The following is a 24809-nucleotide window of genomic DNA, read 5'->3' as shown; positions in this document are numbered from 1 at the left end:
CTCAGCCTAATAACGCTTCGAGCTTTTTTACCAAATCCTCCGGGTCGCCCTCGATCCGGAGGATTTTTTTGCGCGCCGTCTCGCCGGAGACGAGGCTGACGCTGGATTTCGGAATGCGCAGCGACCGGGCGATCAGAAGGATCAGCGCCTTGTTGGCCTTGCCCTTCTCGGGCACCGATGTGACGCGTGCCTTCAGCAGGGTCTCGCCGTCGCTATCCGTTTCGATGCCATCGATCGCGTCACGTCCGCCATTCGGCGTCAGCCGAATGGCGAGGCGCAGATGATCGCCGGAAAATCTCCAGGGAGGGCTCAAGCGACCAGCGAGTAAATGAAGGGCTTGATCGGATTGTTGAGGATTGCCTGTATGAATACGATGATCAACAGCAGGATAATCGGCGAGATGTCGATGCCACCGAGATTGGGTAGAAACCGACGTATCGGCCGCAAAGCGGGCTCGGTCGCATTATAGAAGAACATGCCAAGCTGGTTTACGAACTGGTTGTGCGAATTGATTACGTTAAATGCGTACAGCCACGAGAAGACGGCGCTGAAAATGATCACCCACCAATAAATGTTCAAAGCCATATCGATGATTAGAAATATAGCTTGAAAAATCCCTGCCATTACCGTCTCCAGTCCGTTGTTGACAGATATGTAGACATTGGCGATTAAACGGGCAAGTGCCGTGTGGAAACGCAGGGCAAATCATGTTTAACGGGCGGCCTCACAGCCAATCCGGCGCCCGCTTCCTCGGACAAGGCCAATGTCATTTTCGCCCACCGGAGACCGTTTTGCCGCGTTTCGGCATCCGTCCTACACGCGCTTCTTCTTCGCGCGTTTCCTGCTTTCCTTCTCGCAGCAGATCGTCAGCGTCGCCGTCGGCTGGCAGATGTACGATCAGACCGGCAAGGCGATCTATCTCGGCCTGATCGGGCTGGTACAGTTCCTGCCGTCGCTGCTGCTCATTCTCGTCACCGGTTCGGTGGCCGATCGGCACAATCGCCGGGCCATCGCCGCTCTTTGCTCTCTTGTGAGTGCGCTTTGCACGCTGGCGCTGCTGATCATGACGGCGACGGAGACCTTCGCGCCCTGGCCGGTCTTTGCGGTTCTTTTGATCTTCGGCATCGAACGCGCTTTCATGTCGCCAGCGGTGCAGTCTCTCGCACCCAATCTCGTGCCCGAGCACGCCCTTTCCAATGCGATCGCCTGGAATTCATCGTCCTGGCAGCTGGCGGCGATCACCGGGCCTGTTATAGGCGGCCTGCTCTATGGCGTCAGTGCGACGACCGCTTATACGGTGGCGGTCATCTTTTCCGTCCTCGGCGCGGCTCTCCTCTTCATGATCCCGAAGCCGGAACAGAAGACGACAGGCGAGGCCAAGAGCTGGGCGATGATCCTCGGCGGCTTCAGCTTCATCCGCGCCGAAAAGGTGGTGCTCGGCGCGATCTCGCTCGATCTCTTCGCCGTTCTGCTCGGCGGTGCGACTGCACTGATGCCGATCTTCGCCCGCGATATTCTGACGCTCGGCCCCTGGGGACTCGGACTGCTGCGGGCAGCGCCAGGACTCGGCGCCATCGTCATGGCGATCTTCCTCGCCGCCTACCCGCTGAAACACCGCGCCGGTCCCTATATGTTCATCGGCGTTGCCCTGTTCGGTGTCGGCACCATCATCTTCGGCGCCTCGACCAATACTGAAATTTCGATCGCAGCACTGGCGCTGATGGGCGCGGCCGACATGGTGTCGGTCTATGTGCGCGAGAGCCTGATCGCGCTCTGGACGCCGGACCAACTCCGCGGCCGGGTCAATGCGGTCAACATGGTCTTCGTCGGCGCTTCCAACGAACTTGGGGAGTTCAGGGCGGGCACGATGGCATCGGTCTTCGGCGCGGTGCCGGCAGTGATCATCGGCGGGATCGGAACTCTGGCGGTTGCGGCGATCTGGGCTTCCAGTTTCCCGAAGCTGCGCAGGATCGACACGCTCGACGCACCCGCCTGACCGCTAAGCGGGATTATGCGTGCAGAGTAATAGACGGTGTCGCCTTCGCCGTCTTTCCCTCGAAGACGAGATCGAGGAATTCTGTCAGCCAGGCTCTCAGCGGCGCGTCGAACAGCATGCGGCCCTCAAGGTGTTCGCGGCCCTGCTGGGCGTTCGGCAGAATGAAGCGATGCGCACCGTGCACGACCCAGCGATGCATCATCACCCGGGTGAGCTCGGCATGGAACTGCAGGCCCCAGGCGTTGCCGTCGTAGCGGAAGGCCTGGTTCGGGTAGGCATCGCCTTCGGCGAGCAGGTCGGCGCCGTGTGGCAGCTCGAAGCCTTCGCGGTGAAAATGATAGACCATCTTCGGCCAGTGCATCAGCAGGCGGCCCTTCTCGGTCGGGTGCAGCGGGTACCAGCCGATCTCCGTCGAGCCGTCGGCATTCGGCTGCACCTTGCCGCCGAGATGACGCACCAGCATTTGGGCACCGAGGCAGATACCGAGAAAAGGGCGCTTTTCCCGTAGCGGGACCTCGATCCAGTCGATCTCCTTCTTGACAAAGTCATCCGGATCGTTGGCGCTCATCGGTCCGCCGAAGACGACGGCGCCGGCATGGTCTGCGAGCGTCGTCGGAAGCGGATCACCGAGGACCGGGCGACGGATATCGAGGCAGTAGCCTTTTTCGACCAGCAATTGTCCGACACGTCCGGCACTGGATCGCTCCTGATGCAGGACGATAAGGATCGGGCGCCGGTCCCGGCTCGGGTTTTGCTCAGTCGGCATCGTCTTGCGCAACCTGGATATCCGTTACCCTGGCGGCCGCCTCCTGCCGCTTTTGAATGCGTTCGCGTGAGGAGACCCCGAGCAGATCGGCGATACGCCAGATGACATGATCTTCCATCTCGCTGCGCTCGCCGTCGGCATAAACGATGTCCCAGAGAATGCCGATCAGCTCCAGACGTTGCTCGGTATCGAGATGGCGTTTCAGATCGGCGGTGAAGCGATAATAGTCGACGGCGGAGCTTTCGGCTTCGAGGCCGGCGGCCATCAAAGCATCGAGCTGCTTGCTGTCGAGCGAATACTGCTCCTTCAAGAGCTTGCGCAGCCGCTTCTTTTCACTGGCCTTGATCTGGCCGTCGGCTTCCATGACCTGCATGCAGAGTGCTGCCACCGCGATGCGCGGGTCATCGGGGGCAAAGCCTTTCTTCGGACGATCGGCGGTGAGATTCTGGAAGAATGCCTGAAAGCGTTCGAACATGCGGGTTTCGTTCCGTGTCAGAAAAGGCGAAGCCGTGTCTTGGGTTCCGGTTCCGTCCTGGGATCGCGAACGCCGGGATCATCCGGCAGCCCGCCGAAAAAGGGCTTTGCTTCGTTCGGTGCTGGCGCTTTGCCGCTGGCGGCGGCTTCAACGGGTTTCGGCTTTGCCGGCGCCGGGCGCACAGCCTCTGCGATCGTTGCGGCGCGTTCCAGCTCAATAATGCGGTGATCGTTGACCGGGCTTTCCGGTTTGACGTCACGCAGCGGCGGCAGGGTCTTCAGAGCAGTTTCTATGGAAGCGGGTGCAGAACCGTCTTCGAGCGGCCCCTCGATCTGACCGAAGGGCGCTTTCCATTCGAAGGCGTCCAAACGGCCGGTGACCGGCGACACCGGCAGCCATTTGTCGGAGACGAAACCATCCGCAACCCAGGCAGGATCGCGCGGGGCTTTCAGCGCCTGCGCCAGCCAGTGGCGCACGCGGCCCTGGTCGCCGGTCTCGGCCTCCTCGATGTCGGCCAGGAGCAGGAAGGCCGCTTCACGCGGCTCAATGCGCGCAGCCGCTTCCGCCTTGGCGCGCGCCTTGGCAAATTCCTGCGCGTCGAGCGCCGCCTTAGCGACGACAAGGAGAGATTCGACATTGTTCGGGCGCATCGCTTCCAGCCGTTCGGCGCGCTTCAGCCGGTCGAGTGTGGAATCGCCGCTGCGGGCTCTGACATAGGTCTGGCCGATCTCGGGATGAGGCGCCGATTTCCATACTTGTTCGAGGATCGAAGCGGCCTTGCGCAGACCGCCTTCGCGGAACAGTGCCTTTGCGGCAATGAGAGCGGCCGGAACGAAATCGGCGGCGAGCTTCAGCGCCTGCAGGGCGTCGTCGCGGGCGCCGGCCGGGTTGCCTTCCAGCTTCTCGGTGGCGCGTGCCGTCAGCAGCACGGCGTGCAGGCGGTTGGCCTCGGGTTTGTCAACGACGCGGGCGGCCTTCTGCTGCTCGAGCAGTCGGATCGCATCGTCCCAGCGGCCGGCTTGGCTGCGATATTCGAGGGTCGCCTGGGCGGCCCAGGGCAGATAGGGGGCGTTGTCGGCGGCCTTTTCGGCATATTGGCGGGCGGCCTCGTTGGCTCCGAGGCGGCGGGCTTCGAGATAGAGGCCGCGCAGGCCAAGTTCGCGCGTTTCCGGGTCGTTGGCCATGGCTTCGAACTTGGCGCGCGCCTCATCATGGCGGCCTTCGATCAGTGCCGCCTGAGCCTCGAGCAGATTGATCAGCGGCTCCTGATCGGCGCGGATGAGGCCACGCGAACGAGCCGCCATCTTGCGGGCGAGCAATGCATTGCCGGCGCCCGCGGCGATCAGGCCGGTCGACAGCGCCTGATAGCCGCGATCGCGCTTGCGGGCGCGGAAATAGCGTGTCACCGAATGCGGCGAAGTCCAGATCAACCGGGCGAACCACCAGGCGATCATCACGGCGGCGATAAGGGCGATGATCGCGCTGACGGCGACGATCAGTTTCGTCTGGTAGATCTGGCCCTCCCAGATCAGCGAGATGTCCCCGGGACGGTCGGCGAACCAGGAGAAGCCGTAGGCAAGAAGCAGGACGAGCAAGGCGAAGATAACAAGCCTGGTCATGGTCTCACCCTTCCTTGCCGGCGCCGCTGACCGCCTTCGACAGCGCCCCGCCAACCAGCTCCTCGACACGGATGCGCGCCTCCAGAGACTGCTTGAAGGCGGCGGACGCCTGTTTGCCGGGGGGCGGTAGAGCATTCCATTCGGCGGAGGCGCCGGGCAGATCGCCGTTCTTCACCTTGTCCTCCATGCGGGCGGCGATCGCTTCGACGCTCTCACCTTCGATATTGCCGACGGGTCGGACCGTCACCAGCGATTTTGCACTCGCCATCAGCCGATCCGACCAGCTCTGGTTCGGACCCGGCTGATTGATCGATTCGATTATGGCGGTTGCAACGTCGGGAACCTGACGCATCAGGTCGGCGCGTGAGGGAACGCCGGTCTCGGCAAAGCCACGCAAGTCGGCGACAGCAGGATCGTCAGGTGCGACGCCGGCGAACGTGTCCAGCTCGGCCAGGAACGGCCCGCCGCGATCGATCGCCGCCTTCAGGGCGGCGGCCGCGATGGCTCGCGCGACGGCAACATCCTCGCGCGGCTCATTGAGTTTCTTTTCGGCCTCGGCGAGGCGCTTGGCGATATCGGCGTCGCTGCTCGTCTGTTGGACGGAGGACTGGGCAAGCATCGAGCGCAGCTGGTCGACCTGACTGCTGAGCTCTGCAACCTTCTGGTTGAGCGCCTCGACATTTGCAGGATCTGCCGATGGCGCCGCTGCGGTGTTCTTCGCAGCCGTTTCCAGCGCGGCAATCCGCGTCTCGAACGCGCCGTCACCCGTGTTTACGGGATTGGCGGCAAGGTTGGCGACGGTCTGTTTCAAGCCTTCGATCTCACCGGAGAGATCGGCGATCTCGGACGAGGTCTGCGGGGCGGAGGAACCCGGGAGGTAACCGGCATATTGAATGACGCCCGCTCCAAGCAGCGCCACGAGGCCGCCGAAAATGCCGGCGGCGATAAGACCGGATGTGCCGGCGCCCCGCGGCGCGGGCTGTTCGGCAGAGGGCGTGAAGGAAGGTTCGGCGACCGCCGGCGTCTCCTCCTCCGGCTCCGATTCGGGCCTGCTTTCGGGTTCAGGCTGCGACGCCGCTTCGGTTTCGGGCGGCGGCCCGAGATCCGCAGAGGGGCTGTCGACGTTGCCGGAATCATTGTTCACCGGCTTTTCGGTATCGGCTTCGGAGGCGAAATCCTGTGCATCGAGGTCGATCGTGACCGGCTCATCGGCGCTCTTCGAATGGCGTGGCGGGTTTCCCGATACCATGAGGTCCTCTTTATCCTGCATTGCAACGAAACTAGACAGTGATGCCAATTAAGGGAAGAGGTTAGATCAAATTTGGGCCGTGGAGCCTTCAAAGCAGCGACAAAAGACTTTGCTCATCCGGCATGGAAGAAATCGCCACGGTTTTTTTCAGGGACATCGGAATGGCCTGTGCTACCGCTTCGCTCAGGCAGAGAAGGCGGGTTTCGCGGTGTTCCGACAGGGCTGATCGCAGCTCCGCCAGGTGAAAAAAATCTTCCACCGCCTGCCGGGAATAGAAGAGAACGGCGTTAGGGCGGCCGCCGGAAAAGAGAGCTTCGATCTCAATCGGGCTCGGAACAACCGGCGTCATGCGATAGCATTCGGCGACGGAAAAACGGATGCCGCGTTCGAGCATTCCTTGTTCAAAAGTTTCGGCGCGCGGTATCCCGGCAAGATAGAGCAAACCATTCACCCCTTGCGCCGCGACGAGCTCGGCGAGATCGCGTCCGTTGCCAGAGGAAGAGGCGACCGATCGGAAGCCGAGGCTTTCCGCGGCGTGCGCCGTCGCGTCTCCGACCGCGAAAAGCGGGCGGGCCAGATGCGGGTGGAGCTGATCGCCGAGGGCGGAAACGACCCTGACCGCCTCGGCGCTGGTCACAGCGATTGCACCGCTGCTGGCCGTAAGCGCGCTTGCGGCTGCGGCCCTGTCGTGCACCGGCCGACGCAGCGGCAGCAGCAGCGGCTCGTGGCCCATGTCGCGCAGACGTTGTGCTGTTCTTATCGCCGAATGCGCGGGGCGGGTGACGAGCACACGCATGGCCGCTTCAGTGCCAGTCGTCGAAGAACGCGCTGCCGGCTCTAGCGCGCACATCCTGGCCGGCGCGGGTGCCGAGTGCGGCCGCGTCGCGGCGGTGGCCGTCGGTGGTCACCGCATGCTGGCTGCGGCCGTCGGGCGTGATGATCAGGCCGGAGAATCGAATGAGATCGCCCTCGCAAACGGCATAGCCGCCGATCGGCGTGCGGCAGGAGCCGTCGAGAGCAGCGAGGAAGGCGCGTTCGCAGGAGACGGTGTCGAAGGTCGCGGCATCGTTGACCGCCGCCAAGAGGTCATCGATTTTTGTGTCGCCGACGCGGCTTTCGATGCAGATCGCCCCCTGCGCCGGCGCCGGTGGGAAGCTATCGGGGTCGAGGATATCGGTGATCACCTCGACCTTGCCGAGTCGTTTGAGGCCGGCTAGCGCCAGCAAGGTTGCATCCGCTTGCCCCTCTTCGAGCTTGCGCAGGCGGGTTTCGACGAGACCGCGGAAGGTGATGACGTTGATGTCGGGCCGCATGCGGCGGATCAGCGCCTGGCGGCGCAGCGACGCAGAGCCGACGGTGGCGCCATGCGGCAGGTCGATCAGTCTGGGTGCGGTGCGGCCGACGACGGCGTCGCGGATATCCTCGCGCGGCAGATAGGCAGAGAGGTGAAGGCCGTCCGGCAGGTGCGTCGGCATGTCCTTGGCGGAGTGCACGGCGAAATCCAGCTCGCCCGACACAAGCTTCTGTTCGAGCTCTTCGGTGAAGAGGCCCTTGCCGCCGATCTCGGCCAGCGATCGGTCGGTGATGCGGTCGCCCTTGGTGGTCAGCACGACGATTTCGAACATCTCTTCAGGCAGATGATGCGCCGCCATCAGCCTGTCGCGGGCCTCATGCGCCTGGGCAAGCGCCAGCGGGCTGCCCCGCGTGCCGATCCGGAAAGGTTTTGTTTGCATCCGCTCTGTTCCGTTGTTACCGGAATTCTCGTAAACGGGTTTCCGTTCCATCGCAATCAACGAACAGGCCAATGGTTCCCTTTCTGCGCATCCTCGGCATCGAAACAAGCTGCGACGAGACCGCCGCCGCCGTCGTCGAGCGTGATGCGGAGGGGCATTGCAACGTCCTGTCGGACGTCGTGCTTTCCCAGCTCGACGAGCACAGCGCCTATGGCGGCGTGGTGCCGGAGATCGCCGCGCGCGCCCATGTCGAGGCGTTGGACGAACTGATCGAACAGGCGCTGAAACGCGCCAATGTGTCGCTTGATGATGTCGACGCCATCGCCGCCACCTCAGGCCCGGGTCTGATCGGCGGATTGCTTGTCGGATTGATGACCGGCAAGGCGATCGCCAAGGCCGCCGGCAAACCGCTCTATGCTGTCAACCATCTCGAGGGCCATGCGCTGACGGCGCGGCTGACCGACGGGCTCTCCTTTCCCTATCTGGTGCTGCTCGTCTCCGGCGGCCATACCCAGCTGATCCTCGTGCGTGGCGTCGGACAGTATGAACGTTGGGGCACGACGATCGACGATGCACTCGGCGAAGCTTTCGACAAGACGGCAAAACTGCTCGGCCTGCCCTATCCCGGCGGTCCGGCGGTGGAGCGGATGGCGCGCGACGGCAATGCCGATCGTTTCGATTTTCCGCGCCCGCTCGTCGGCGAGGCGCGGCTCGACTTCTCGTTTTCCGGCCTGAAGACGGCGGTGCGGCAGGCGGCGCAAGAGATCGCGCCGCTCAGCGATCAGGATGTGGCTGATATCTGCGCTTCGTTCCAGAAGGCGATTTCGCGCACGCTGAAGGACCGCATCGGCCGCGGCCTGCAACGGTTCAAGACGGAGTTCCCGACCAGCGGCGAGAAGCCGGCGCTGGTCGTTGCCGGCGGCGTCGCTGCCAATCTCGAGCTGCGCGGCACGCTCCAGGCGCTCTGCGACAAGAACGGTTTCCGCTTCATTGCGCCGCCGCTCAGCCTTTGCACCGACAATGCGGTGATGATCGCCTGGGCGGGGCTCGAGCGCATGGCGACCGGTGTAGCGCCTGATACACTCGACGTGCAGCCGCGTTCGCGCTGGCCGCTCGATGCCAATGCCGAAACGCTGATCGGCTTTGGAAAGAGAGGAGCCAAGGCATGAGTGAAAAGATCGCCGTCATCGGATCGGGCGCATTCGGCACGGCGCTTGCCGCTGTGATCGCCCTTGCCGGCCGCAGCGCCGTGACGCTCGTCGGGCGCGATCCGTCCCTGATCGAGGATCTGAAAGAAGAACGGCTGCATGATGCTGTGCTGCCCGGCATCCCGCTGCCCGAAGCCCTGGAATTTTCCGCCGAGGCGGATGCGATCACCGGGGCGTCCATCGTGCTTTTTGCGATGCCGTCGCAGGCGCAGGCGGACGCGGCGCGGCAATATGGTCCCTACCTGTCAAAGGATGCCGTTGTCGTCACCTGCGCCAAGGGCATTGAGCGGACGACGGGCAATCTTTTGACCGATATGCTCGAGCGGGAACTGCCGGACCATCCGGTGGCGGTTCTCTCCGGCCCGGGATTTGCCGCCGATATCGCCAAAGGGCTGCCGACGGCGATGGCGATTGCGGCTAATGACATGGAGACGGCCGAGCGGCTCGCTCAGGCGATCTCCGGACGGACCTTCCGGCTCTATGCCTCCACCGACCGCGTTGGCGTGCAGCTCGGCGGCGCGCTCAAAAATGTGCTGGCAATCGCCTGCGGCATCGTCGAAGGCCGCGGCATCGGCGAATCCGCCCGCGCTGCGTTGATTGCGCGCGGTCTCGCGGAAATGTCGCGCTTCGTCGTCGCCAAAGGCGGGCAGGCCGATACGGTGCGCGGACTTTCCGGTCTCGGCGATCTGGTGCTGACGGCAACGAGTCATCAATCGCGAAACCTGCGTTTCGGCATTGCGCTCGGGCGCGGCGAAAAGACCGATCCCACCCACGGCGCCCTGGTGGAGGGTGCGTTTGCCGCTTCCGTCGCCTCCCGGCTTGCCGCGGGGCTTGCGATCAGCATGCCGATCACGGATGCCGTTTCTGCCATCATCGACGGCCGGCTCGACATATCAGACGCCATCGAGCAGTTGATGACGCGTCCAATCACCACCGAATAGGAGAATAGACATGCTTTTCGCCCTGCTCTGCAAGGACAAGCCGGGACATCTGAACGTTCGCATGGAGACGCGGCCGACGCATCTTGCCTATCTCGACAAACTCAATGCCGAAGGCAAGCTCTCTATGGCCGGCCCTTTTCTTGACGACGAAGGCAAGGCCTGCGGCAGTCTGGTGCTTGTCAAGGCGGAGACAGCGCAAGAGGCAAAGGCGCTCGCCGATGCCGACCCTTACGCCATGGCCGGTTTGTTCGAAAGCGTCGATATCAAGCCCTTCAACTGGGTCTTCAACAAGCCGGAGGCGTGAGCATGGCGCATTGGCTCTATAAATCCGAACCTGGCTCCTGGTCCTGGGAGCAGCAGAAGGCCGCCGGTGAAAAAGGCACGGAATGGACCGGCGTGCGCAACTATCTGGCGCGCAACAACATGCGGGCGATGCAGATCGGCGACAAAGGGTTCTTCTACCATTCCAATGACGGGCTGGAGATCGTCGGCATCGTCGAAGTCGCAGCGCTGTCGCATCCCGACTCCAGCGCTAAGGGCGATCCGAAGTGGGATTGCGTCGATATCCGCGCCGTCATGGACATGCCGAAGCCGGTAACGCTGAAGGACATCAAGGCGAATGCGAAACTCGCCAAAATGTCGCTCGTCACCTCCATGCGCCTTTCCGTGCAGCCGGTGACTGATGACGAATGGGCCGAAGTCTGCCACATGGGCGGCCTCGACAATCCGCCGCGCTGAAGACCATTGAAGACCGACCCGGAAACCTTCATTCGCGCCAATACGAGTCTGCTGCCGCCGCCGCATGTGCCGGAGATTTCGCTCTTTCTGGCGAACGAGGCGCATGAACTCTGGCTGAAAACGGAAGAGGAGCTGGAAGCCATCGGCCTGCCGCCGCCCTTCTGGGCTTTTGCCTGGGCGGGCGGGCAGGGGCTGGCGCGCTACATCCTCGATCATCCGGACATGGTGCGGGGCAAACGCGTGCTGGATTTTGCCAGCGGCTCCGGCCTTGTCGGCATTGCGGCGGCCATGGCCGGCGCCGGGGAGGTGATGGCTGCCGATATCGACCCCTGGGCAAAGACGGCAATCCGGCTGAATTCAGAGGCCAATCATGTTGCGCTCGGATTTACCGGCGCCGATCTGGTCGGTGCGAGTGTTGAGGCGGACATCGTGCTAGCCGGCGATGTCTTCTACGATCGCACATTCGCCGATGCGCTCGTCCCCTGGTTCGCGCGGCTGGCGGCCGAGGGCAGGCCGGTACTGGTCGGCGATCCCGGGCGCAGCTACCTTCCGCGGGACCGGCTGGAATTCTGCGCTGTCTATCAGGTGGCGGTGACGCGGGCGCTAGAGGATAGCGACATCAAGAAGACGACCGTATGGCGCTTCGCGCCCGGCTGATACGGAACTCTAACGCGCGTCGCGATGCGCCATGCGGTTAAGGCCGGATGACGCAGACATTGGCTTCATAGGAGCAGGGATCGTCCTGGATGGCGACGTCGATGACCTTTGCCTTCGGCGCCAGCGTCTCAGGCCGGGCTGCAGGATAGTAGCCGTAGCCGTTGCCACCGACATAGGTCCCGCCGTCGGTCTCGTAGACATAGGAAGACCCGGCATAGGTGCCGCCGCCGTATCCGCCCGCTGTCTGGGGCAGGAGGACGACGAGACTACCGCGGGTGACGCGATTGGCTGTCGGCGGCGAAAACCGTTCCAGCATCGGCATCCGCTTTCTGCCGTATCGATAGCCATAAGTGCTGTCGAAACGAATGCCGCGATCGCGCCAACTCAGCCTTTCGCCGAGATAAAGTCCATCGTGAAAGACACGGCGATGGGGAAAGCGACGATCGTCGCGGTGCTCGCCCGCCATGGCGGGAAGTGCGGCCAGCGCGGCAAGGGTAAGCAAGGTAGCTCTCGACAGACTGCGAAACATCGACGCCGGCCTCCGGAATTGCAATCGTTAACAAATCGTTAACGCCAGATTGCGCCAAAAGCTGCAGCTTGTCCATGCGCGCCTGAGAAGTGGCCGAAATATTGAGCGGAAAAGACCAGTTTCGTTAGTCCGCAAACTTCGCGGGTAACCCGAATCGATTAAATTAGAAGCAGACAGCGATTGTGCTTGTCGTATGGCTTTCCGGTGATTAAACGTGCGCAATTGATGCAACGCACACAGAGAATTTTGTCATTCGTGTGGTTGACTGAGCATGCTCCGAAATCCGGGAGCGCAGAGAAGCCGCCGCGAGGTTCTGATGGCGAACGTGACAAATAACCGGCCCCTGTCGCCGCATTTGCAAGTCTATAAACTTATTCCCACCATGGTCATGTCGATCGTCCACCGCATCACCGGTGGCGCGCTCTACGTCGGTACGCTGCTGGTCGCCTGGTGGCTGATCGCAGCGGCAAGCGGCCAGAGCTCTTACGACTGGGCCAACTGGGTGCTCGGCAGCCTTCTCGGCAAGCTCGTGCTGCTCGGCTATACCTGGGCACTGCTGCACCACATGCTCGGCGGTTTCCGCCATCTCATGTGGGACCTCGGCTACGGCTTCGAGAAGGAAGTCTCGACCAAGCTCGCCATCGCCAACGTCATCGGCTCGCTCTGTCTGACCGTGCTGGTCTGGGCGATCGGCTTTCTCATTCGCTTCTGAAGGTCCTCTCATGGATATGCGCACCCCCCTCGGCAAGGTTCGCGGGCTCGGCTCCGCCAAGGAAGGCACAAGCCATTTCTGGCGTCAGCGGCTGACCGCGGTCTCCAATATTCCGTTGATCCTGTTCTTCGTCATCTTCATGATCACCTATGCCGGCGCGCCCTATGCGGATGTTGTTCGCGCCCTGTCGAACCCCTTTGTCGCCGTCGTCATGGGATTGATGGTGATATCGGGCGTCATCCATATGAAGCTCGGCATGCAGGTCATCATCGAGGATTATGTGCATGGCGAATTCGGAAAGATCGCTCTGCTGATGCTGAACACGTTCTTTGCGATCGTGGTCGCCAGCCTCTGTCTCTTCGCCATTTTGAAAATTGCATTCGTAGGATAAGCTCGACATGGCACCGACTTCACCAGCCCAGAATGGCAAGGCCTACAAATATGTCGACCACTCCTATGACGTGATCGTCGTTGGCGCCGGCGGTGCGGGTTTGCGCGCGACGCTCGGCATGGCCGAGCAGGGATTCCGTACCGCCTGCATCACCAAGGTTTTCCCGACCCGCTCGCACACCGTAGCGGCGCAGGGCGGCATCGCCGCCTCGCTGCGCAACATGACGCCGGATAGCTGGCAGTGGCATCTCTACGACACCGTCAAGGGTTCGGACTGGCTCGGCGACGTCGACGCCATGCAGTATCTGACCATGGAAGCGCCGAAGGCCGTCTATGAGCTCGAGCATTACGGCGTGCCGTTCTCGCGTAACGAGGAGGGCAAGATCTATCAGCGCCCCTTCGGCGGCCACATGCAGAATTACGGCGAGGGCCCGCCGGTGCAGCGCACCTGCGCCGTCGCCGACCGTACCGGCCACGCCATCCTGCATACGCTCTACGGCCAGTCGCTGCGCAACAATGCCGAATTCTTCATCGAATATTTTGCGCTCGACCTGATCATGTCCGAAGACGGCAGCCGCTGCACCGGTGTCGTCGCCTGGTGTCTCGATGACGGCACGATCCATCGCTTCGCCGCCAAGATGGTGGTGCTGGCGACCGGCGGCTACGGCCGTGCCTATTTCTCGGCAACGTCTGCCCATACCTGCACCGGCGACGGCGGCGGCATGGTGGCACGCGCCGGCCTGCCACTGCAGGACATGGAATTCGTGCAGTTCCACCCAACCGGTATCTACGGATCGGGCTGTCTGATCACCGAAGGCGCGCGCGGCGAAGGCGGTTACCTCGTCAACTCCGAGGGCGAACGCTTCATGGAGCGTTATGCGCCTTCGGCCAAGGATCTTGCCTCGCGCGACGTCGTTTCGCGCTGCATGACGCTGGAGATCCGCGAAGGCCGTGGCGTCGGCAAGAACAAGGACCACATCTTCCTGCATCTCGACCATCTCGATCCGGCCGTTCTGCATGAGCGCCTGCCGGGCATTTCCGAGAGCGCCAAGATCTTCGCCGGCGTCGACGTCACACGCGAGCCGATCCCGGTTCTGCCGACCGTTCATTACAATATGGGCGGCATCCCCACCAACTATTGGGGCGAAGTGCTGAACGCCGATGGCGCCAATCCGGAGCGGATCATTCCCGGCCTGATGGCTGTGGGCGAAGCAGGCTGCGCTTCGGTGCACGGCGCCAATCGCCTCGGTTCCAACTCGCTGATCGACCTCGTGGTCTTCGGCCGCGCCGCCGCAATCCGCGCCGGCGAGGTCATCGACCGGGCGGCGCCGATCCCGCATCTCAACGTAGCCGCCTGCGACAAGATCATGGACCGCTTCGACGGCCTGCGCCACGCCAGCGGCGGCACGCCGACGGCTGTGCTGCGCGAGAAGATGCAGCGCGCCATGCAGGAAGACGCGGCGGTGTTCCGCACCCAGGAATCGCTGGAATCGGGTTGCCGGCGTATTTCGGCGATCTGGGGCGAAATGAAGGACATCAAGGTCACCGACCGGTCGATGGTCTGGAACTCCGATCTCGTGGAAACACTCGAGCTGCAGAACCTGATGGCCAACGCCATCACGACGATCTACGGCGCCGAGGCCCGCAAGGAGAGCCGCGGTTCGCACGCTCGCGAGGATTATACCGAAGGCGCATTCGCCGGCCGCGACGATGTCAACTGGCGCAAGCATACGCTCGCCTGGGTGAACGATGCAGGCGAGGTGAAACTCGACTATAGGCCTGTTCACACCGAGCTGATCGCCGAAGGCATCGATCCGCACAAGATCGAGCCGAAGGCGCGCGTCTACTGATCTCAAGAGGAACCTCGCATGGTTGAACTCGCTCTCCCCAAGAACTCCCAGATGCGCGAAGGCAAGGTCTGGCCGAAGCCGGCCGGTGCAACAAACACGCGCGAATTCCGCGTCTATCGCTGGAGCCCGGATGATGGTCAGAACCCGTCGATCGACACTTTCTACATCGATGTCGACGATTGCGGCCCGATGGTTCTCGACGGCCTGCTCTACATCAAGAACAAGATCGATCCGACGCTGACGCTGCGCCGTTCCTGTCGCGAGGGCATCTGCGGCTCCTGCGCGATGAACATCGACGGTACCAACACGCTTGCCTGCACCAAGGGCCTCGACGATATTACGGGCGCGGTGAAGATCTATCCGCTGCCGCATCTACCCGTCGTCAAGGATCTGGTGCCCGATCTCAGCAACTTCTACGCCCAGCATCGCTCGATCGAGCCGTGGCTGAAGACGGTGTCGCCGACGCCGGCCAAGGAATGGAAGCAGAGCCATGAGGACCGGCAGAAGCTCGACGGTCTTTATGAATGCATTCTCTGCGCCTGTTGCTCGACCTCCTGTCCGAGCTACTGGTGGAATGGCGACCGTTATCTCGGTCCGGCCGTTCTGCTGCAGGCCTATCGCTGGCTGATCGACTCCAGAGACGAGGCGACCGGCGAGCGTCTCGATAACCTCGAGGATCCGTTCCGTCTTTACCGCTGCCACACGATCATGAACTGTGCGCAGACCTGCCCGAAGGGCCTCAACCCAGCCAAAGCAATCGCCGAAATCAAGAAGATGATGGTCGAGCGCCGGGTCTGATCGGTATGCATCCCACTGGCGGATTGGACGGCTTCGATCCCGGAGCCGTCACGGAGATCAGGTCGCGGCTCGCCTCCGTGCGCGAGCAGGGCATTCGCATCGGTCTGGCGGTCGAAAGCGGCAGCCGCGCTTGGGGCTTTCCGTCTCCCGACAGCGATTATGATTGCCGCTTTATCTATATCCGTCCTGTCGAACATCATATCGCGCTTGTTTCGGCACGCGACGTCATCGAGTTTCCGATCGTCGGCGATATCGATACGGGCGGCTGGGATCTGCGCAAGGCGCTCCGGCTCGCTTTGAAGGGGAACGCAGTAGTGGTCGAATGGCTGAAATCGCCGATCGTCTATGAGGAGGAAGCGGGCTTTCGCTTGCGCCTCGGCGCGCTGCTCGATCTGATCATGGTGCCGGAGAAGGTTGCCGCACATTATGTCGGGCTCATGCGGCAACATTTTCAAGGCCACGGCGAAGAGACGATCAGACTGAAGAAGCTGCTTTACGCCGTGCGTCCGGCCATCGCGCTCGAATGGATGCGGCAGAGTTCGTTTCGCGCGCTGCCACCGATGAATATGCTGGAATGCCTCGGGGCGATCTCCATTGCGCCGGAAGTCCGGGCGGCGATTCTCGATCTCGTGCATGTTAAGAAGCAGACCCGTGAGATGGGGGAAGGTCTGCCGCCGGAGCCGGTGCGGTTATTCCTGCGGAGCTCATTCGAGCACCATTCCGAGACATTGCGGGAGTTTGGCAGAAATCCTGCCAGAGATGAGGGTGCGCAACACCTTGCTGACAAATTCTATGTGCAGGAAGTTTTGCAGCAGGGCAGTTGAACTGTATCGTTTTTCGGTTAGGTGTTGTCACGGGCAATTTCTGCAACCCGACTTGATTAACCAAAGCGAATTACGATAATCGGACTTGTCTCACGCCCGTTCTTTGCGGCGATAGCCGAATTCAGGAGTATGATGATGCAGTTGCGATATGCGATGACAGGTCTGGTGGTGGCTCTCGCGCTAGCCGGTTGTCAGCGTACGGCATATGATTACAGCTCCAACTCGAACGCCGCACCGGCGCCGTTGACGGCGCAGCCTGTGCCCTCCGTCCAGGGCGGCCAGCTTCCGCCGCCGACCGGCAGCTCGCAGTTTCCGGCCGCGCCGACGGCGACGGCACCGATGCCTGGGGCGCAGTCCGGCGCCATGGCAGCGAATGCGCTCGACGTCACCAAGGAATCCATGGTCGGAAGCTGGCGCGTCAACGGCAGCTGCGACATGTTCCTGACGCTCACCAATCTCGGCAGCGGGTCGCGTGGCGGGACGCGCGGCTGCGTCGGCGAGCTGACGGCGATGGGCTCCTGGGAGGTCGCCGGCAAGCAGGTGCTGCTCAAGGATCGTTCGGGCAACCAGATCGGCAGCGTCTACAAGACGGCCGACAATCGCTTCCAGGGCCAGACGAATACAGGTCAGCAGATCAGCCTCAGCCGGTAAACCAACCGCGCGGTAAACGATCCGGCGGTGCGCCGCTGATGACCGACAGGCGGACGTGCCCTCATGCAGCCAATGCCAGATTATACGCTCAGCGTTTGCGAACAGCTTAAATCGCTGACGCTTGCCGGTACATTGCAGGTCGATTCCGCCCAAATGGAGGTGGCCAAAAGCCTGGATCGGGTGCTTGCCGGGCTGAAGCAGTTGCGGCCGGCGGCCAAAGCGAGCGCGCTCGGTTGGCTGTTTGCCAAGAAGAAAAAAGCCGCCGACGGCATTAAGGGGCTCTATATTCACGGCAGCGTCGGACGCGGCAAGACCATGCTGATGGACATGTTCTTTGCCATGGCGCCGTGCAGGAAGAAGCGCCGGGCGCATTTCCATGAATTCATGGCGGATGTGCACAACCGTATCGCGGCACACCGGCTGAAGCTCAAGAACGGCGAGACGAAGCAGGCCGATCCGATGCCGCCGGTCGCCGCAGCCCTCTACGATGAAGCGGAACTGCTCTGCTTCGATGAATTCACCGTCACCGACATTGCCGACGCGATGATCCTGTCGCGGTTGTTTTCCGAACTCTTCGCGCGGGGATGCGTGCTGGTGGCGACCTCGAATGTCGAACCGGACAATCTCTACAAGGATGGGCTCAATCGCGGCCTGTTCCTGCCCTTCCTCGCTCTGCTCAAGCAGCATGTCGATGTCGTCACACTGGATTCGCCGACCGACTACCGGATGGAGAAGCTGAACAGCCAACCGGTCTATCTCGTGCCGATCAACGAACATAATGACATGGCGATGGAGGCATCCTGGACACAGGCGCTGCATGGGCGCAAGGCGCAGCCGCTCGATATTCCGATGAAGGGGCGCTCCATCCACGTGCCGCTTGCCGCCGACCGGATGGCGCGCTTCTCTTTCGCCGATCTCTGCGACAAGCCGCTCGGAGCCGCCGACTTCCTGGCCATTGCCGAACGCTTCGACACCGTGTTCCTCGATCACGTTCCCCTGCTCGGGCCGGAGAAGCGGAACCAGATCAAGCGTTTCATCATTCTGGTCGATACGCTCTACGATCATGCCGTGCGGCTATACATATCCGCGGCGGCGTTGCCGGAGGACTTACTCATCAACCGTCGGGGCACCGAGAGCTTTGAATTCGATCGCACGGCATCGCGCCTGTTCGAGATGCGGAGCGCGGAATACCTTGCACTGCACCATGAGAAACGCGCCGCTGAATAACAGCATTGCGACAAAATATCTTACGTTTACGTAAGAATTTTGGCATCTAAACGATTGAAAACGCTGCATCAAAATTAATGGATTGCCATTTTTAGCCTTTGGGTCTATGCGATTGCGTCATTGAGCGGCCTTGCAGCGTCGTTCGACGAATTTGATCGCAAAGGAAACAGCGAAATGGCGCGTAACAAGATCGCACTCATTGGTTCTGGCATGATTGGTGGTACACTGGCGCATCTCGCCGGCCTGAAGGAACTGGGCGACATCGTCCTCTTCGACATCGCCGACGGCATCCCCCAGGGCAAGGGCCTCGACATCGCACAGTCCTCGCCGGTCGAAGGCTTCGACGCCAATCTGACCGGCGCCAGCGACTATTCGGCGATCGAAGGCGCCGACGTCTGCATCGTCACCGCCGGCGTCCCGCGCAAGCCGGGCATGAGCCGCGACGATCTTCTCGGCATCAACCTCAAGGTCATGGAGCAGGTCGGCGCCGGCATCAAGAAGTATGCCCCGAACGCCTTCGTGATCTGCATCACCAACCCGCTCGATGCCATGGTCTGGGCGCTGCAGAAGTTTTCCGGCCTTCCGGCCAACAAGGTCGTGGGCATGGCAGGTGTTCTCGACTCCTCGCGCTTCCGCCTCTTCCTCGCCAAGGAATTCAACGTCTCCGTTCAGGACGTCACGGCCTTCGTTCTCGGCGGCCACGGCGACACGATGGTGCCGCTCGCCCGCTACTCGACGGTCGGCGGCATTCCGCTCACCGACCTCGTCACCATGGGCTGGGTCACCAAGGAGCGCCTCGAAGAGATCATCCAGCGCACTCGTGACGGTGGCGCCGAGATCGTCGGCCTGCTGAAGACCGGATCAGCCTATTATGCGCCGGCTGCCTCGGCGATCGAAATGGCCGAATCCTATCTCAAAGACAAGAAGCGCGTCCTGCCTTGCGCGGCCCATCTGACCGGCCAATACGGCGTCAAGGACATGTATGTCGGCGTTCCCACCGTCATCGGCGCCGGCGGCGTCGAGCGCGTCATCGAGATCGACCTCAACAAGACTGAGAAGGAGGCCTTCGACAAGTCGGTGGCCGCTGTCGCCGGTCTGTGCGAAGCTTGCATCAACATCGCGCCTGCCCTGAAGTAATCGGCGCTGAAGTAATCGAAACAGGGATAGACCCATGAACATTCATGAATATCAGGCCAAGGCTCTGCTGAAGGGCTATGGCGCGCCGGTTGCCGAGGGTGTGGCAATTCTCAAGGTTGAAGAAGCCGAGGCGGCCGCCAAGTCGCTTCCAGGCCCGCTTTACGTGGTCAAGAGCCAGATCCATGCGGGCGGCCGCGGCAAGGGCAAGTTCAAGGAGCTGTCGCCGGAAGCCAAGGGAGGCGTACGTCTCGCCAAGTCGATCGAAGACGTCGTTGCCAATGTCAAGGAGATGCTCGGCAACACGCTGGTGACTGCGCAGACCGGCGAAGCCGGCAAGCAGGTCAACCGTCTCTACATCGAAGACGGCGCCGACATCGAACGCGAACTCTACTGCTCGCTGCTGGTCGACCGTTCGGTCGGTAAGGTCGCCTTCGTCGTCTCCACCGAAGGCGGCATGGACATCGAGGCCGTCGCGCACGATACGCCCGAAAAGATCCAGACGATCGCCATCGATCCGGAAGCCGGCGTGACGACTGCCGACGTCGCCAAGATATCCGCCGCTCTCAAGCTCGAAGGTGCTGCCGCAGAAGACGCCAAGTCGCTCTTCCCGCTGCTCTACAAGGCCTTCAACGAGAAGGACATGTCCCTTCTCGAAATCAATCCGCTGATCGTCATGAAGAATGGCCATCTGCGCGTTCTTGACGCCAAGATGTCCTTCGACGGGAACGCGCTCTTCCGTCACGACGACGTCCGGGCGCTGCGCGACGAGACCGAAGAAGACGCCAAGGAAATCGAGGCTTCCAAGTGGGACCTCGCTTACGTCGCGCTCGACGGCAATATCGGCTGCATGGTCAACGGCGCGGGCCTCGCCATGGCAACGATGGATATCATCAAGCTGTACGGCAAGGAGCCGGCCAACTTCTGCGACGTCGGTGGCGGCGCCGGCAAGGAGAAAGTCGCTGCGGCCTTCAAGATCATCACCGCAGACCCGAAGGTCGAGGGCATTCTCGTCAACATCTTCGGCGGTATCATGAAGTGCGACGTCATCGCTGAAGGCGTCATTGCCGCGGTCAAGGAAGTCGGTCTCAAGGTTCCGCTCGTCGTGCGCCTTGAAGGCACCAATGTCGAGCTCGGCAAGAAGATCCTGAACGAGTCGGGTCTCGCGATCACGGCGGCTGACGACTTGGACGATGCGGCCAAGAAGATCGTCGCGGCGATCAACGGCTAATTTTGAGGGATCGGAAAGAATGTCTATTCTCGTCAATAAAGACACCAAGGTCCTCGTTCAGGGTCTGACCGGCAAGACCGGCACGTTCCACACCGAACAGGCGCTCGCTTATTACGGCACCCAGATGGTCGGCGGCATCCACCCGAAGAAGGGTGGTGAAACCTGGACCGGCGCAAAGGGCGAAAGCCTGCCGATCTTCGCGACCGTTGCCGAGGGCAAGGAAAAGACCGGCGCCGATGCGACCGTCATCTATGTTCCGCCGGCGGGCGCTGCCGATGCGATCATCGAAGCGATCGACGCCGAGATACCGTTCATCACCTGCATCACCGAAGGCATTCCGGTCATGGACATGGTGCGCGTGAAGGCTCGCCTCGACCGCTCCAAGTCGCGCCTGCTTGGGCCGAACTGCCCGGGCATCCTGACGCCGGAAGAATGCAAGATCGGCATCATGCCGGGCTCGATCTTCCGCAAGGGTTCGGTCGGGATCGTGTCCCGCTCGGGCACGCTGACCTATGAAGCCGTCTTCCAGACCTCCAACGAAGGTCTCGGCCAGACGACGGCCGTCGGCATCGGCGGCGACCCGGTCAAGGGCACCGAGTTCATCGATGTGCTCGAGATGTTCCTCGCCGACGAAGCCACGACTTCGATCATCATGATCGGCGAAATCGGCGGCTCCGCTGAAGAAGACGCAGCCCAGTTCCTCAAGGACGAGGCCAAGAAGGGCCGCAAGAAGCCGATGGCCGGCTTCATCGCAGGCCGTACGGCACCGAAGGGCCGCACCATGGGCCATGCCGGCGCCGTGGTATCCGGCGGCAAGGGCGACGCTGAATCGAAGATCGCGGCGATGGAATCGGCTGGCATCAAGGTGTCTCCGTCTCCGGCCCGCCTCGGCAAGACGCTGGTGGAAGTCCTGAAGGGCTGAAGCCGCCTATAGACCGGGCGGAGGAACGGCATCTGCGCCTTCGCCCGGCTTGCATACGAGAGCAGCAGATGCGCCGCGGACAGGCGGCGATCGGAATGCGGCAGCCGGCGATCGATCCGGCAAAATCATCAAAGTCAGGAGGCGGACGGAAGCGTTCGCATATCACCATGGCACGGCAAGAAGCCAACGAGCAGTTTCAGATCACCTCGTTTCTGGATGGCGCCAACGCGGCCTATATCGAGCAACTCTATGCGCGCTACGAAGAGGATCCGGCGTCGGTCGACGATCAATGGCGCGCCTTCTTCAAGGCGCTGGAAGACGATCCTGCCGATGTGAAAAAGGCGGCAAAGGGAGCTTCCTGGCGTAGAAAGAACTGGCCTCTGGCAGCCGGCGGCGATCTGGTGTCGGCTCTCGACGGCGACTGGGGCATCGTCGAGAAGGTGATCGAGACGAAGGTGAAGGCCAAGGCCGCAGCCGAGGGCAAGCCTGCCGACAGCACCGACGTGCTGCAGGCGACGCGCGATTCCGTCCGCGCCATCATGATGATCCGCGCCTACCGCATGCGCGGCCACCTGCACGCCAAGCTTGACCCGCTCGGAATCGCCGCCACCGTCGATGATTATCGCGAGCTGTCGCCGGAAAATTATGGCTTCACATCAGCCGATTACGACCGCAAGATCTTCATCGACAACGTGCTCGGCCTGGAATACGCGACCATCCGCGAAATGATCGAGATCCTCGAGCGCACCTACTGCTCGACACTCGGCGTCGAATTCATGCATATCTCCAACCCGGAAGAGAAGGCGTGGATCCAGGAGCGCATCGAAGGCCCGGACAAGGGCGTGGCCTTCACGCCTGAGGGCAAGAAGGCGATCCTTTCGAAACTCGTCGAAGCCGAAGGCTACGAACAGTTCCTCGACGTCAAGTTCAAGGGCACCAAGCGCTTCGGCCTCGATGGCGGCGAATCGCTGATCCCGGCTCTGGAGCAGATCCTGAAGCGCGGCGGTCATCTCGGCCTGAAGGAAGCCGTGTTCGGCATGGCCCATCGCGGCCGCCTTAACGTGCTCTCGCAGGTCATGGGCAAGCCGCACCGCGCCATCTTCCACGAATTCAAGGGCGGTTCCTACGCACCCGATGAAGTCGAAGGCTCGGGCGATGTCAAGTACCATCTCGGTGCATCCTCCGACCGCGAATTCGACGGCAACAAGGTACACGTGTCGCTGACGGCGAACCCATCGCATCTCGAAATCGTCGATCCCGTGGTGATGGGCAAGGCTCGCGCCAAGCAGGACATGAGCGCTACGGTGTGGGAGGGCGACATCATTCCGCTTTCCGAACGCGCCAAGGTTCTGCCGCTGCTGATCCATGGCGATGCGGCCTTCGCCGGCCAGGGCGTCATTGCCGAAATCCTCGGTCTTTCCGGTCTGCGCGGCCACCGTGTTGCCGGCACCATGCACGTCATCATCAACAACCAGATCGGCTTCACCACCAATCCGGCCTTCTCGCGCTCGTCGCCTTATCCGTCCGACGTCGCCAAGATGATCGAAGCACCGATCCTGCACGTCAACGGCGACGATCCGGAAGCGGTCGTCTACGCAGCCAAGATCGCGACCGAATTCCGCATGAAGTTCCACAAGCCTGTGGTACTCGACATGTTCTGCTATCGCCGCTACGGCCACAATGAAGGCGACGAGCCGTCCTTCACGCAGCCGAAGATGTACAAGGTGATCCGCGGCCACAAGACCGTGCTGCAGCTCTATGCGGCCCGCCTCGTCGCCGAGGGACTGGTTACCGAAGGCGAAGTCGAGAAGATGAAGGCCGACTGGCGCGCGCATCTCGAGCAGGAGTTCGACGCCGGCCAGCACTACAAGCCGAATAAGGCCGACTGGCTGGATGGCGAGTGGTCGGGCCTGCGCACGGCCGACAATGCCGACGAACAGCGCCGCGGCAAGACCGCGGTGCCGATGAAGACGCTGAAGGAGATCGGCCGCAAGCTCTCGGAAATCCCGGCAGGCTTCAATGCGCACCGCACGATCCAGCGTTTCATGGAAAACCGGGCCAACATGATCGCCACGGGCGAGGGCCTCGACTGGGCGATGGCCGAAGCGCTCGCCTTTGGCGCGCTCTGCCTGGAAGGCCACAAGATCCGTCTGTCCGGTCAGGATTGCGAACGCGGCACCTTCTCGCAGCGTCACTCTGTTCTCTACGATCAGGAGACCGAGGAACGCTACATTCCGCTCGCCAATCTTTCGCCGACGCAGGCCCGCTACGAAGTCATCAATTCGATGCTTTCGGAAGAGGCCGTGCTCGGCTTCGAATACGGCTACTCGCTCGCCCGCCCGAATGCGCTGACGCTCTGGGAAGCGCAGTTCGGCGATTTCGCCAACGGCGCGCAGGTGGTCTTCGACCAGTTCATCTCCTCGGGCGAACGCAAGTGGCTGCGCATGTCCGGCCTCGTGTGCCTGTTGCCGCACGGCTATGAAGGTCAGGGTCCGGAGCACTCCTCGGCTCGCCTGGAACGCTTCCTGCAGCTCTGCGCGGAAGACAACATGCAGGTCGCCAATGTCACGACGCCGGCGAACTATTTCCACATCCTGCGCCGGCAGCTGAAGCGCGACTTCCGCAAGCCGCTGATCCTGATGACGCCGAAGTCGCTGCTGCGCCACAAGCGAGCGGTCTCGACACTTGCCGAACTGGCCGGTGAATCCGCCTTCCACCGCCTGCTGTGGGATGATGCCGAGGTGATCAAGGACGGCCCGATCAAGCTGCAGAAGGACAACAAGATCCGCCGCGTCGTCATGTGCTCCGGCAAGGTCTATTACGATCTTCTCGAAGAGCGTGAAAAACGCGGCATCGACGACATCTATCTCCTGCGCGTCGAGCAGCTCTATCCGTTCCCGGCAAAGGCGCTGATCAACGAGCTGTCGCGCTTCCGCAATGCCGAGATGGTCTGGTGCCAGGAAGAGCCGAAGAACATGGGCGCATGGTCGTTCATCGACCCGTTCCTCGAATGGGTGCTCGCCCATATCGATGCGAAATACCAGCGCGTCCGCTATACCGGCCGTCCGGCCGCCGCCTCGCCGGCGACGGGCCTGATGTCGAAGCATCTGTCGCAGCTCGCCGCATTCCTCGAGGATGCATTGGGCGGCTAAATCAAGG

General features: G+C 62.1%; 26 protein-coding genes. 17 read left to right on the top strand and 9 right to left on the bottom strand.

The genetic code is table 11. From position 1 onward, the window contains the following. Position 1 precedes the first annotated feature (1 nt). Both NXC14_RS20690 and NXC14_RS20685 read right to left on the bottom strand, forming a co-directional pair. A complete protein-coding gene (locus tag NXC14_RS20690) occupies positions 2 to 313 on the bottom strand; it encodes a DUF167 domain-containing protein (RefSeq protein ID WP_085779723.1) in 312 nt (103 codons plus the stop codon). Continuing rightward, on the bottom strand, positions 310 to 624 hold the full coding sequence (locus NXC14_RS20685; protein WP_245362111.1) for a YggT family protein: 315 nt from the start codon (positions 622 to 624) through the stop codon (positions 310 to 312). Before NXC14_RS20685 ends, NXC14_RS20690 begins: the two co-directional genes overlap by 4 nt. Before the next feature lie 139 nt (positions 625 to 763). Between NXC14_RS20685 and NXC14_RS20680 the strand changes: the two genes are divergently transcribed. Further along, complete coding sequence (locus NXC14_RS20680) at positions 764 to 1996, top strand: MFS transporter (RefSeq protein WP_085779721.1); 1233 nt, start codon at positions 764 to 766, stop codon at positions 1994 to 1996. Between the two features lie 13 nt (positions 1997 to 2009). Here the strand turns inward: NXC14_RS20680 and NXC14_RS20675 are convergent, their stop codons facing one another. The 6 genes from NXC14_RS20675 to hemC form a co-directional block, all read right to left on the bottom strand. Further along, complete coding sequence (locus tag NXC14_RS20675; protein WP_085779720.1) at positions 2010 to 2762, bottom strand: glutamine amidotransferase; 753 nt, start codon at positions 2760 to 2762, stop codon at positions 2010 to 2012. Further along, complete coding sequence (locus NXC14_RS20670; protein WP_085779719.1) at positions 2752 to 3237, bottom strand: TerB family tellurite resistance protein; 486 nt, start codon at positions 3235 to 3237, stop codon at positions 2752 to 2754. The genes NXC14_RS20675 and NXC14_RS20670 overlap by 11 nt, the downstream gene beginning before the upstream one ends. 17 nt (positions 3238 to 3254) lie before the next feature. Next, the gene (locus NXC14_RS20665) at positions 3255 to 4856 is read right to left on the bottom strand and encodes a heme biosynthesis protein HemY (RefSeq protein ID WP_085779718.1); all 1602 of its coding nucleotides are present in this window, start codon (positions 4854 to 4856) and stop codon (positions 3255 to 3257) included. A 4-nt stretch (positions 4857 to 4860) separates the two neighbouring features. Continuing rightward, entirely contained in the window at positions 4861 to 6126 is a 1266-nt protein-coding gene (locus NXC14_RS20660; protein ID WP_198175479.1) for a COG4223 family protein, read from the bottom strand. A gap of 67 nt (positions 6127 to 6193) precedes the next feature. After that, positions 6194 to 6901, bottom strand: coding sequence for a uroporphyrinogen-III synthase (locus tag NXC14_RS20655; protein WP_085779716.1), 708 nt, complete (start codon positions 6899 to 6901; stop codon positions 6194 to 6196). A 7-nt stretch (positions 6902 to 6908) separates the two neighbouring features. Further along, entirely contained in the window at positions 6909 to 7838 is a 930-nt protein-coding gene (hemC, locus tag NXC14_RS20650; protein WP_085779715.1) for a hydroxymethylbilane synthase, read from the bottom strand. 71 nt (positions 7839 to 7909) lie between these two features. Between hemC and tsaD the strand changes: the two genes are divergently transcribed. The 5 genes from tsaD to NXC14_RS20625 are packed head-to-tail and all read left to right on the top strand — an operon-like array spanning position 7910 to position 11382. Beyond that, positions 7910 to 9007, top strand: a complete 1098-nt coding sequence (tsaD, locus tag NXC14_RS20645) for a tRNA (adenosine(37)-N6)-threonylcarbamoyltransferase complex transferase subunit TsaD (RefSeq protein WP_085779714.1) — start codon at positions 7910 to 7912, stop codon at positions 9005 to 9007. Further along, complete coding sequence (locus NXC14_RS20640) at positions 9004 to 9987, top strand: NAD(P)H-dependent glycerol-3-phosphate dehydrogenase (RefSeq protein ID WP_085779713.1); 984 nt, start codon at positions 9004 to 9006, stop codon at positions 9985 to 9987. Before tsaD ends, NXC14_RS20640 begins: the two co-directional genes overlap by 4 nt. 10 nt (positions 9988 to 9997) lie before the next feature. Beyond that, complete coding sequence (locus NXC14_RS20635; protein ID WP_085779712.1) at positions 9998 to 10291, top strand: YciI-like protein; 294 nt, start codon at positions 9998 to 10000, stop codon at positions 10289 to 10291. A 2-nt stretch (positions 10292 to 10293) separates the two neighbouring features. After that, positions 10294 to 10725: an EVE domain-containing protein gene (locus tag NXC14_RS20630; protein ID WP_085779711.1), complete on the top strand. Its 432-nt coding sequence runs from the start codon at positions 10294 to 10296 to the stop codon at positions 10723 to 10725. 6 nt (positions 10726 to 10731) lie between these two features. Further along, positions 10732 to 11382, top strand: a complete 651-nt coding sequence (locus tag NXC14_RS20625; RefSeq protein ID WP_085779710.1) for a methyltransferase — start codon at positions 10732 to 10734, stop codon at positions 11380 to 11382. Between the two features lie 37 nt (positions 11383 to 11419). On the opposite strand, the gene NXC14_RS20620 is transcribed toward NXC14_RS20625, so the two are convergent. Continuing rightward, entirely contained in the window at positions 11420 to 11911 is a 492-nt protein-coding gene (locus NXC14_RS20620; protein WP_085779709.1) for a hypothetical protein, read from the bottom strand. Between the two features lie 316 nt (positions 11912 to 12227). Here NXC14_RS20620 and sdhC point away from each other — a divergent pair, with 316 nt between their 5' ends. The 11 genes from sdhC to NXC14_RS20565 all read left to right on the top strand — a co-directional run bounded on the left by sdhC (position 12228) and on the right by NXC14_RS20565 (position 24802). Next, positions 12228 to 12623 carry a succinate dehydrogenase, cytochrome b556 subunit gene (gene sdhC, locus NXC14_RS20615; RefSeq protein ID WP_064811779.1) on the top strand — a complete coding sequence of 132 codons (396 nt, stop codon included), beginning with the start codon at positions 12228 to 12230 and terminating at the stop codon, positions 12621 to 12623. A 10-nt stretch (positions 12624 to 12633) separates the two neighbouring features. After that, positions 12634 to 13014 carry a succinate dehydrogenase, hydrophobic membrane anchor protein gene (gene sdhD / locus NXC14_RS20610; protein ID WP_085779708.1) on the top strand — a complete coding sequence of 127 codons (381 nt, stop codon included), beginning with the start codon at positions 12634 to 12636 and terminating at the stop codon, positions 13012 to 13014. A gap of 7 nt (positions 13015 to 13021) precedes the next feature. Further along, positions 13022 to 14863 (top strand): succinate dehydrogenase flavoprotein subunit, encoded by a 1842-nt coding sequence (gene sdhA, locus NXC14_RS20605; RefSeq protein ID WP_085779707.1) that lies wholly within the window; start codon positions 13022 to 13024, stop codon positions 14861 to 14863. A gap of 18 nt (positions 14864 to 14881) precedes the next feature. Further along, a complete protein-coding gene (locus NXC14_RS20600; protein ID WP_011427088.1) occupies positions 14882 to 15661 on the top strand; it encodes a succinate dehydrogenase iron-sulfur subunit in 780 nt (259 codons plus the stop codon). 5 nt (positions 15662 to 15666) lie between these two features. Then, positions 15667 to 16485 carry a nucleotidyltransferase domain-containing protein gene (locus NXC14_RS20595; protein WP_085779706.1) on the top strand — a complete coding sequence of 273 codons (819 nt, stop codon included), beginning with the start codon at positions 15667 to 15669 and terminating at the stop codon, positions 16483 to 16485. Between the two features lie 135 nt (positions 16486 to 16620). Then, a complete protein-coding gene (locus NXC14_RS20590; RefSeq protein WP_085780224.1) occupies positions 16621 to 17136 on the top strand; it encodes a protease inhibitor Inh/omp19 family protein in 516 nt (171 codons plus the stop codon). A gap of 63 nt (positions 17137 to 17199) precedes the next feature. Further along, on the top strand, positions 17200 to 18363 hold the full coding sequence (zapE, locus tag NXC14_RS20585; RefSeq protein WP_085779705.1) for a cell division protein ZapE: 1164 nt from the start codon (positions 17200 to 17202) through the stop codon (positions 18361 to 18363). 174 nt (positions 18364 to 18537) lie between these two features. Beyond that, positions 18538 to 19500: a malate dehydrogenase gene (gene mdh / locus NXC14_RS20580; RefSeq protein ID WP_004679265.1), complete on the top strand. Its 963-nt coding sequence runs from the start codon at positions 18538 to 18540 to the stop codon at positions 19498 to 19500. Positions 19501 to 19534: 34 nt separating this feature from the next. Continuing rightward, on the top strand, positions 19535 to 20728 hold the full coding sequence (gene sucC / locus NXC14_RS20575; protein WP_085779704.1) for an ADP-forming succinate--CoA ligase subunit beta: 1194 nt from the start codon (positions 19535 to 19537) through the stop codon (positions 20726 to 20728). Between the two features lie 19 nt (positions 20729 to 20747). Next, entirely contained in the window at positions 20748 to 21650 is a 903-nt protein-coding gene (gene sucD / locus NXC14_RS20570; RefSeq protein WP_008528022.1) for a succinate--CoA ligase subunit alpha, read from the top strand. 167 nt (positions 21651 to 21817) lie between these two features. Next, positions 21818 to 24802 (top strand): 2-oxoglutarate dehydrogenase E1 component, encoded by a 2985-nt coding sequence (locus NXC14_RS20565; protein WP_085780223.1) that lies wholly within the window; start codon positions 21818 to 21820, stop codon positions 24800 to 24802. Positions 24803 to 24809 lie beyond the last annotated feature (7 nt).

The organism is Rhizobium sp. NXC14 (assembly GCF_002117485.1).
In the GTDB taxonomy this organism is placed as follows: Bacteria; Pseudomonadota; Alphaproteobacteria; order Rhizobiales; family Rhizobiaceae; genus Rhizobium.
Note: the sequence above shows the minus strand (reverse complement) of the source record. Positions and strands in the feature narration are given on the sequence as shown.

What these genes read in the sequence shown, in the direction of transcription:
- NXC14_RS20600 (WP_011427088.1), top strand. Translation starts at nt 14,882, where the DNA reads ATGGTTGAACTCGCTCTCCCCAAGAACTCCCAGATGCGCGAAGGCAAG.
- NXC14_RS20565 (WP_085780223.1), top strand. Translation starts at nt 21,818, where the DNA reads ATGGCACGGCAAGAAGCCAACGAGCAGTTTCAGATCACCTCGTTTCTG.
- sucD (WP_008528022.1), top strand. Translation starts at nt 20,748, where the DNA reads ATGTCTATTCTCGTCAATAAAGACACCAAGGTCCTCGTTCAGGGTCTG.
- hemC (WP_085779715.1), bottom strand. Translation starts at nt 7,838, where the DNA reads ATGCAAACAAAACCTTTCCGGATCGGCACGCGGGGCAGCCCGCTGGCG.
- mdh (WP_004679265.1), top strand. Translation starts at nt 18,538, where the DNA reads ATGGCGCGTAACAAGATCGCACTCATTGGTTCTGGCATGATTGGTGGT.
- NXC14_RS20655 (WP_085779716.1), bottom strand. Translation starts at nt 6,901, where the DNA reads ATGCGTGTGCTCGTCACCCGCCCCGCGCATTCGGCGATAAGAACAGCA.
- NXC14_RS20685 (WP_245362111.1), bottom strand. Translation starts at nt 624, where the DNA reads ATGGCAGGGATTTTTCAAGCTATATTTCTAATCATCGATATGGCTTTG.
- NXC14_RS20630 (WP_085779711.1), top strand. Translation starts at nt 10,294, where the DNA reads ATGGCGCATTGGCTCTATAAATCCGAACCTGGCTCCTGGTCCTGGGAG.
- NXC14_RS20675 (WP_085779720.1), bottom strand. Translation starts at nt 2,762, where the DNA reads ATGCCGACTGAGCAAAACCCGAGCCGGGACCGGCGCCCGATCCTTATC.
- sdhA (WP_085779707.1), top strand. Translation starts at nt 13,022, where the DNA reads ATGGCACCGACTTCACCAGCCCAGAATGGCAAGGCCTACAAATATGTC.
- NXC14_RS20680 (WP_085779721.1), top strand. Translation starts at nt 764, where the DNA reads ATGTCATTTTCGCCCACCGGAGACCGTTTTGCCGCGTTTCGGCATCCG.
- NXC14_RS20670 (WP_085779719.1), bottom strand. Translation starts at nt 3,237, where the DNA reads ATGTTCGAACGCTTTCAGGCATTCTTCCAGAATCTCACCGCCGATCGT.
- zapE (WP_085779705.1), top strand. Translation starts at nt 17,200, where the DNA reads ATGCAGCCAATGCCAGATTATACGCTCAGCGTTTGCGAACAGCTTAAA.
- NXC14_RS20660 (WP_198175479.1), bottom strand. Translation starts at nt 6,126, where the DNA reads ATGCAGGATAAAGAGGACCTCATGGTATCGGGAAACCCGCCACGCCAT.
- sdhC (WP_064811779.1), top strand. Translation starts at nt 12,228, where the DNA reads ATGGCGAACGTGACAAATAACCGGCCCCTGTCGCCGCATTTGCAAGTC.
- NXC14_RS20665 (WP_085779718.1), bottom strand. Translation starts at nt 4,856, where the DNA reads ATGACCAGGCTTGTTATCTTCGCCTTGCTCGTCCTGCTTCTTGCCTAC.
- tsaD (WP_085779714.1), top strand. Translation starts at nt 7,910, where the DNA reads ATGGTTCCCTTTCTGCGCATCCTCGGCATCGAAACAAGCTGCGACGAG.
- sucC (WP_085779704.1), top strand. Translation starts at nt 19,535, where the DNA reads ATGAACATTCATGAATATCAGGCCAAGGCTCTGCTGAAGGGCTATGGC.
- NXC14_RS20590 (WP_085780224.1), top strand. Translation starts at nt 16,621, where the DNA reads ATGCAGTTGCGATATGCGATGACAGGTCTGGTGGTGGCTCTCGCGCTA.
- NXC14_RS20635 (WP_085779712.1), top strand. Translation starts at nt 9,998, where the DNA reads ATGCTTTTCGCCCTGCTCTGCAAGGACAAGCCGGGACATCTGAACGTT.
- NXC14_RS20640 (WP_085779713.1), top strand. Translation starts at nt 9,004, where the DNA reads ATGAGTGAAAAGATCGCCGTCATCGGATCGGGCGCATTCGGCACGGCG.
- NXC14_RS20595 (WP_085779706.1), top strand. Translation starts at nt 15,667, where the DNA reads ATGCATCCCACTGGCGGATTGGACGGCTTCGATCCCGGAGCCGTCACG.
- sdhD (WP_085779708.1), top strand. Translation starts at nt 12,634, where the DNA reads ATGGATATGCGCACCCCCCTCGGCAAGGTTCGCGGGCTCGGCTCCGCC.
- NXC14_RS20620 (WP_085779709.1), bottom strand. Translation starts at nt 11,911, where the DNA reads ATGTTTCGCAGTCTGTCGAGAGCTACCTTGCTTACCCTTGCCGCGCTG.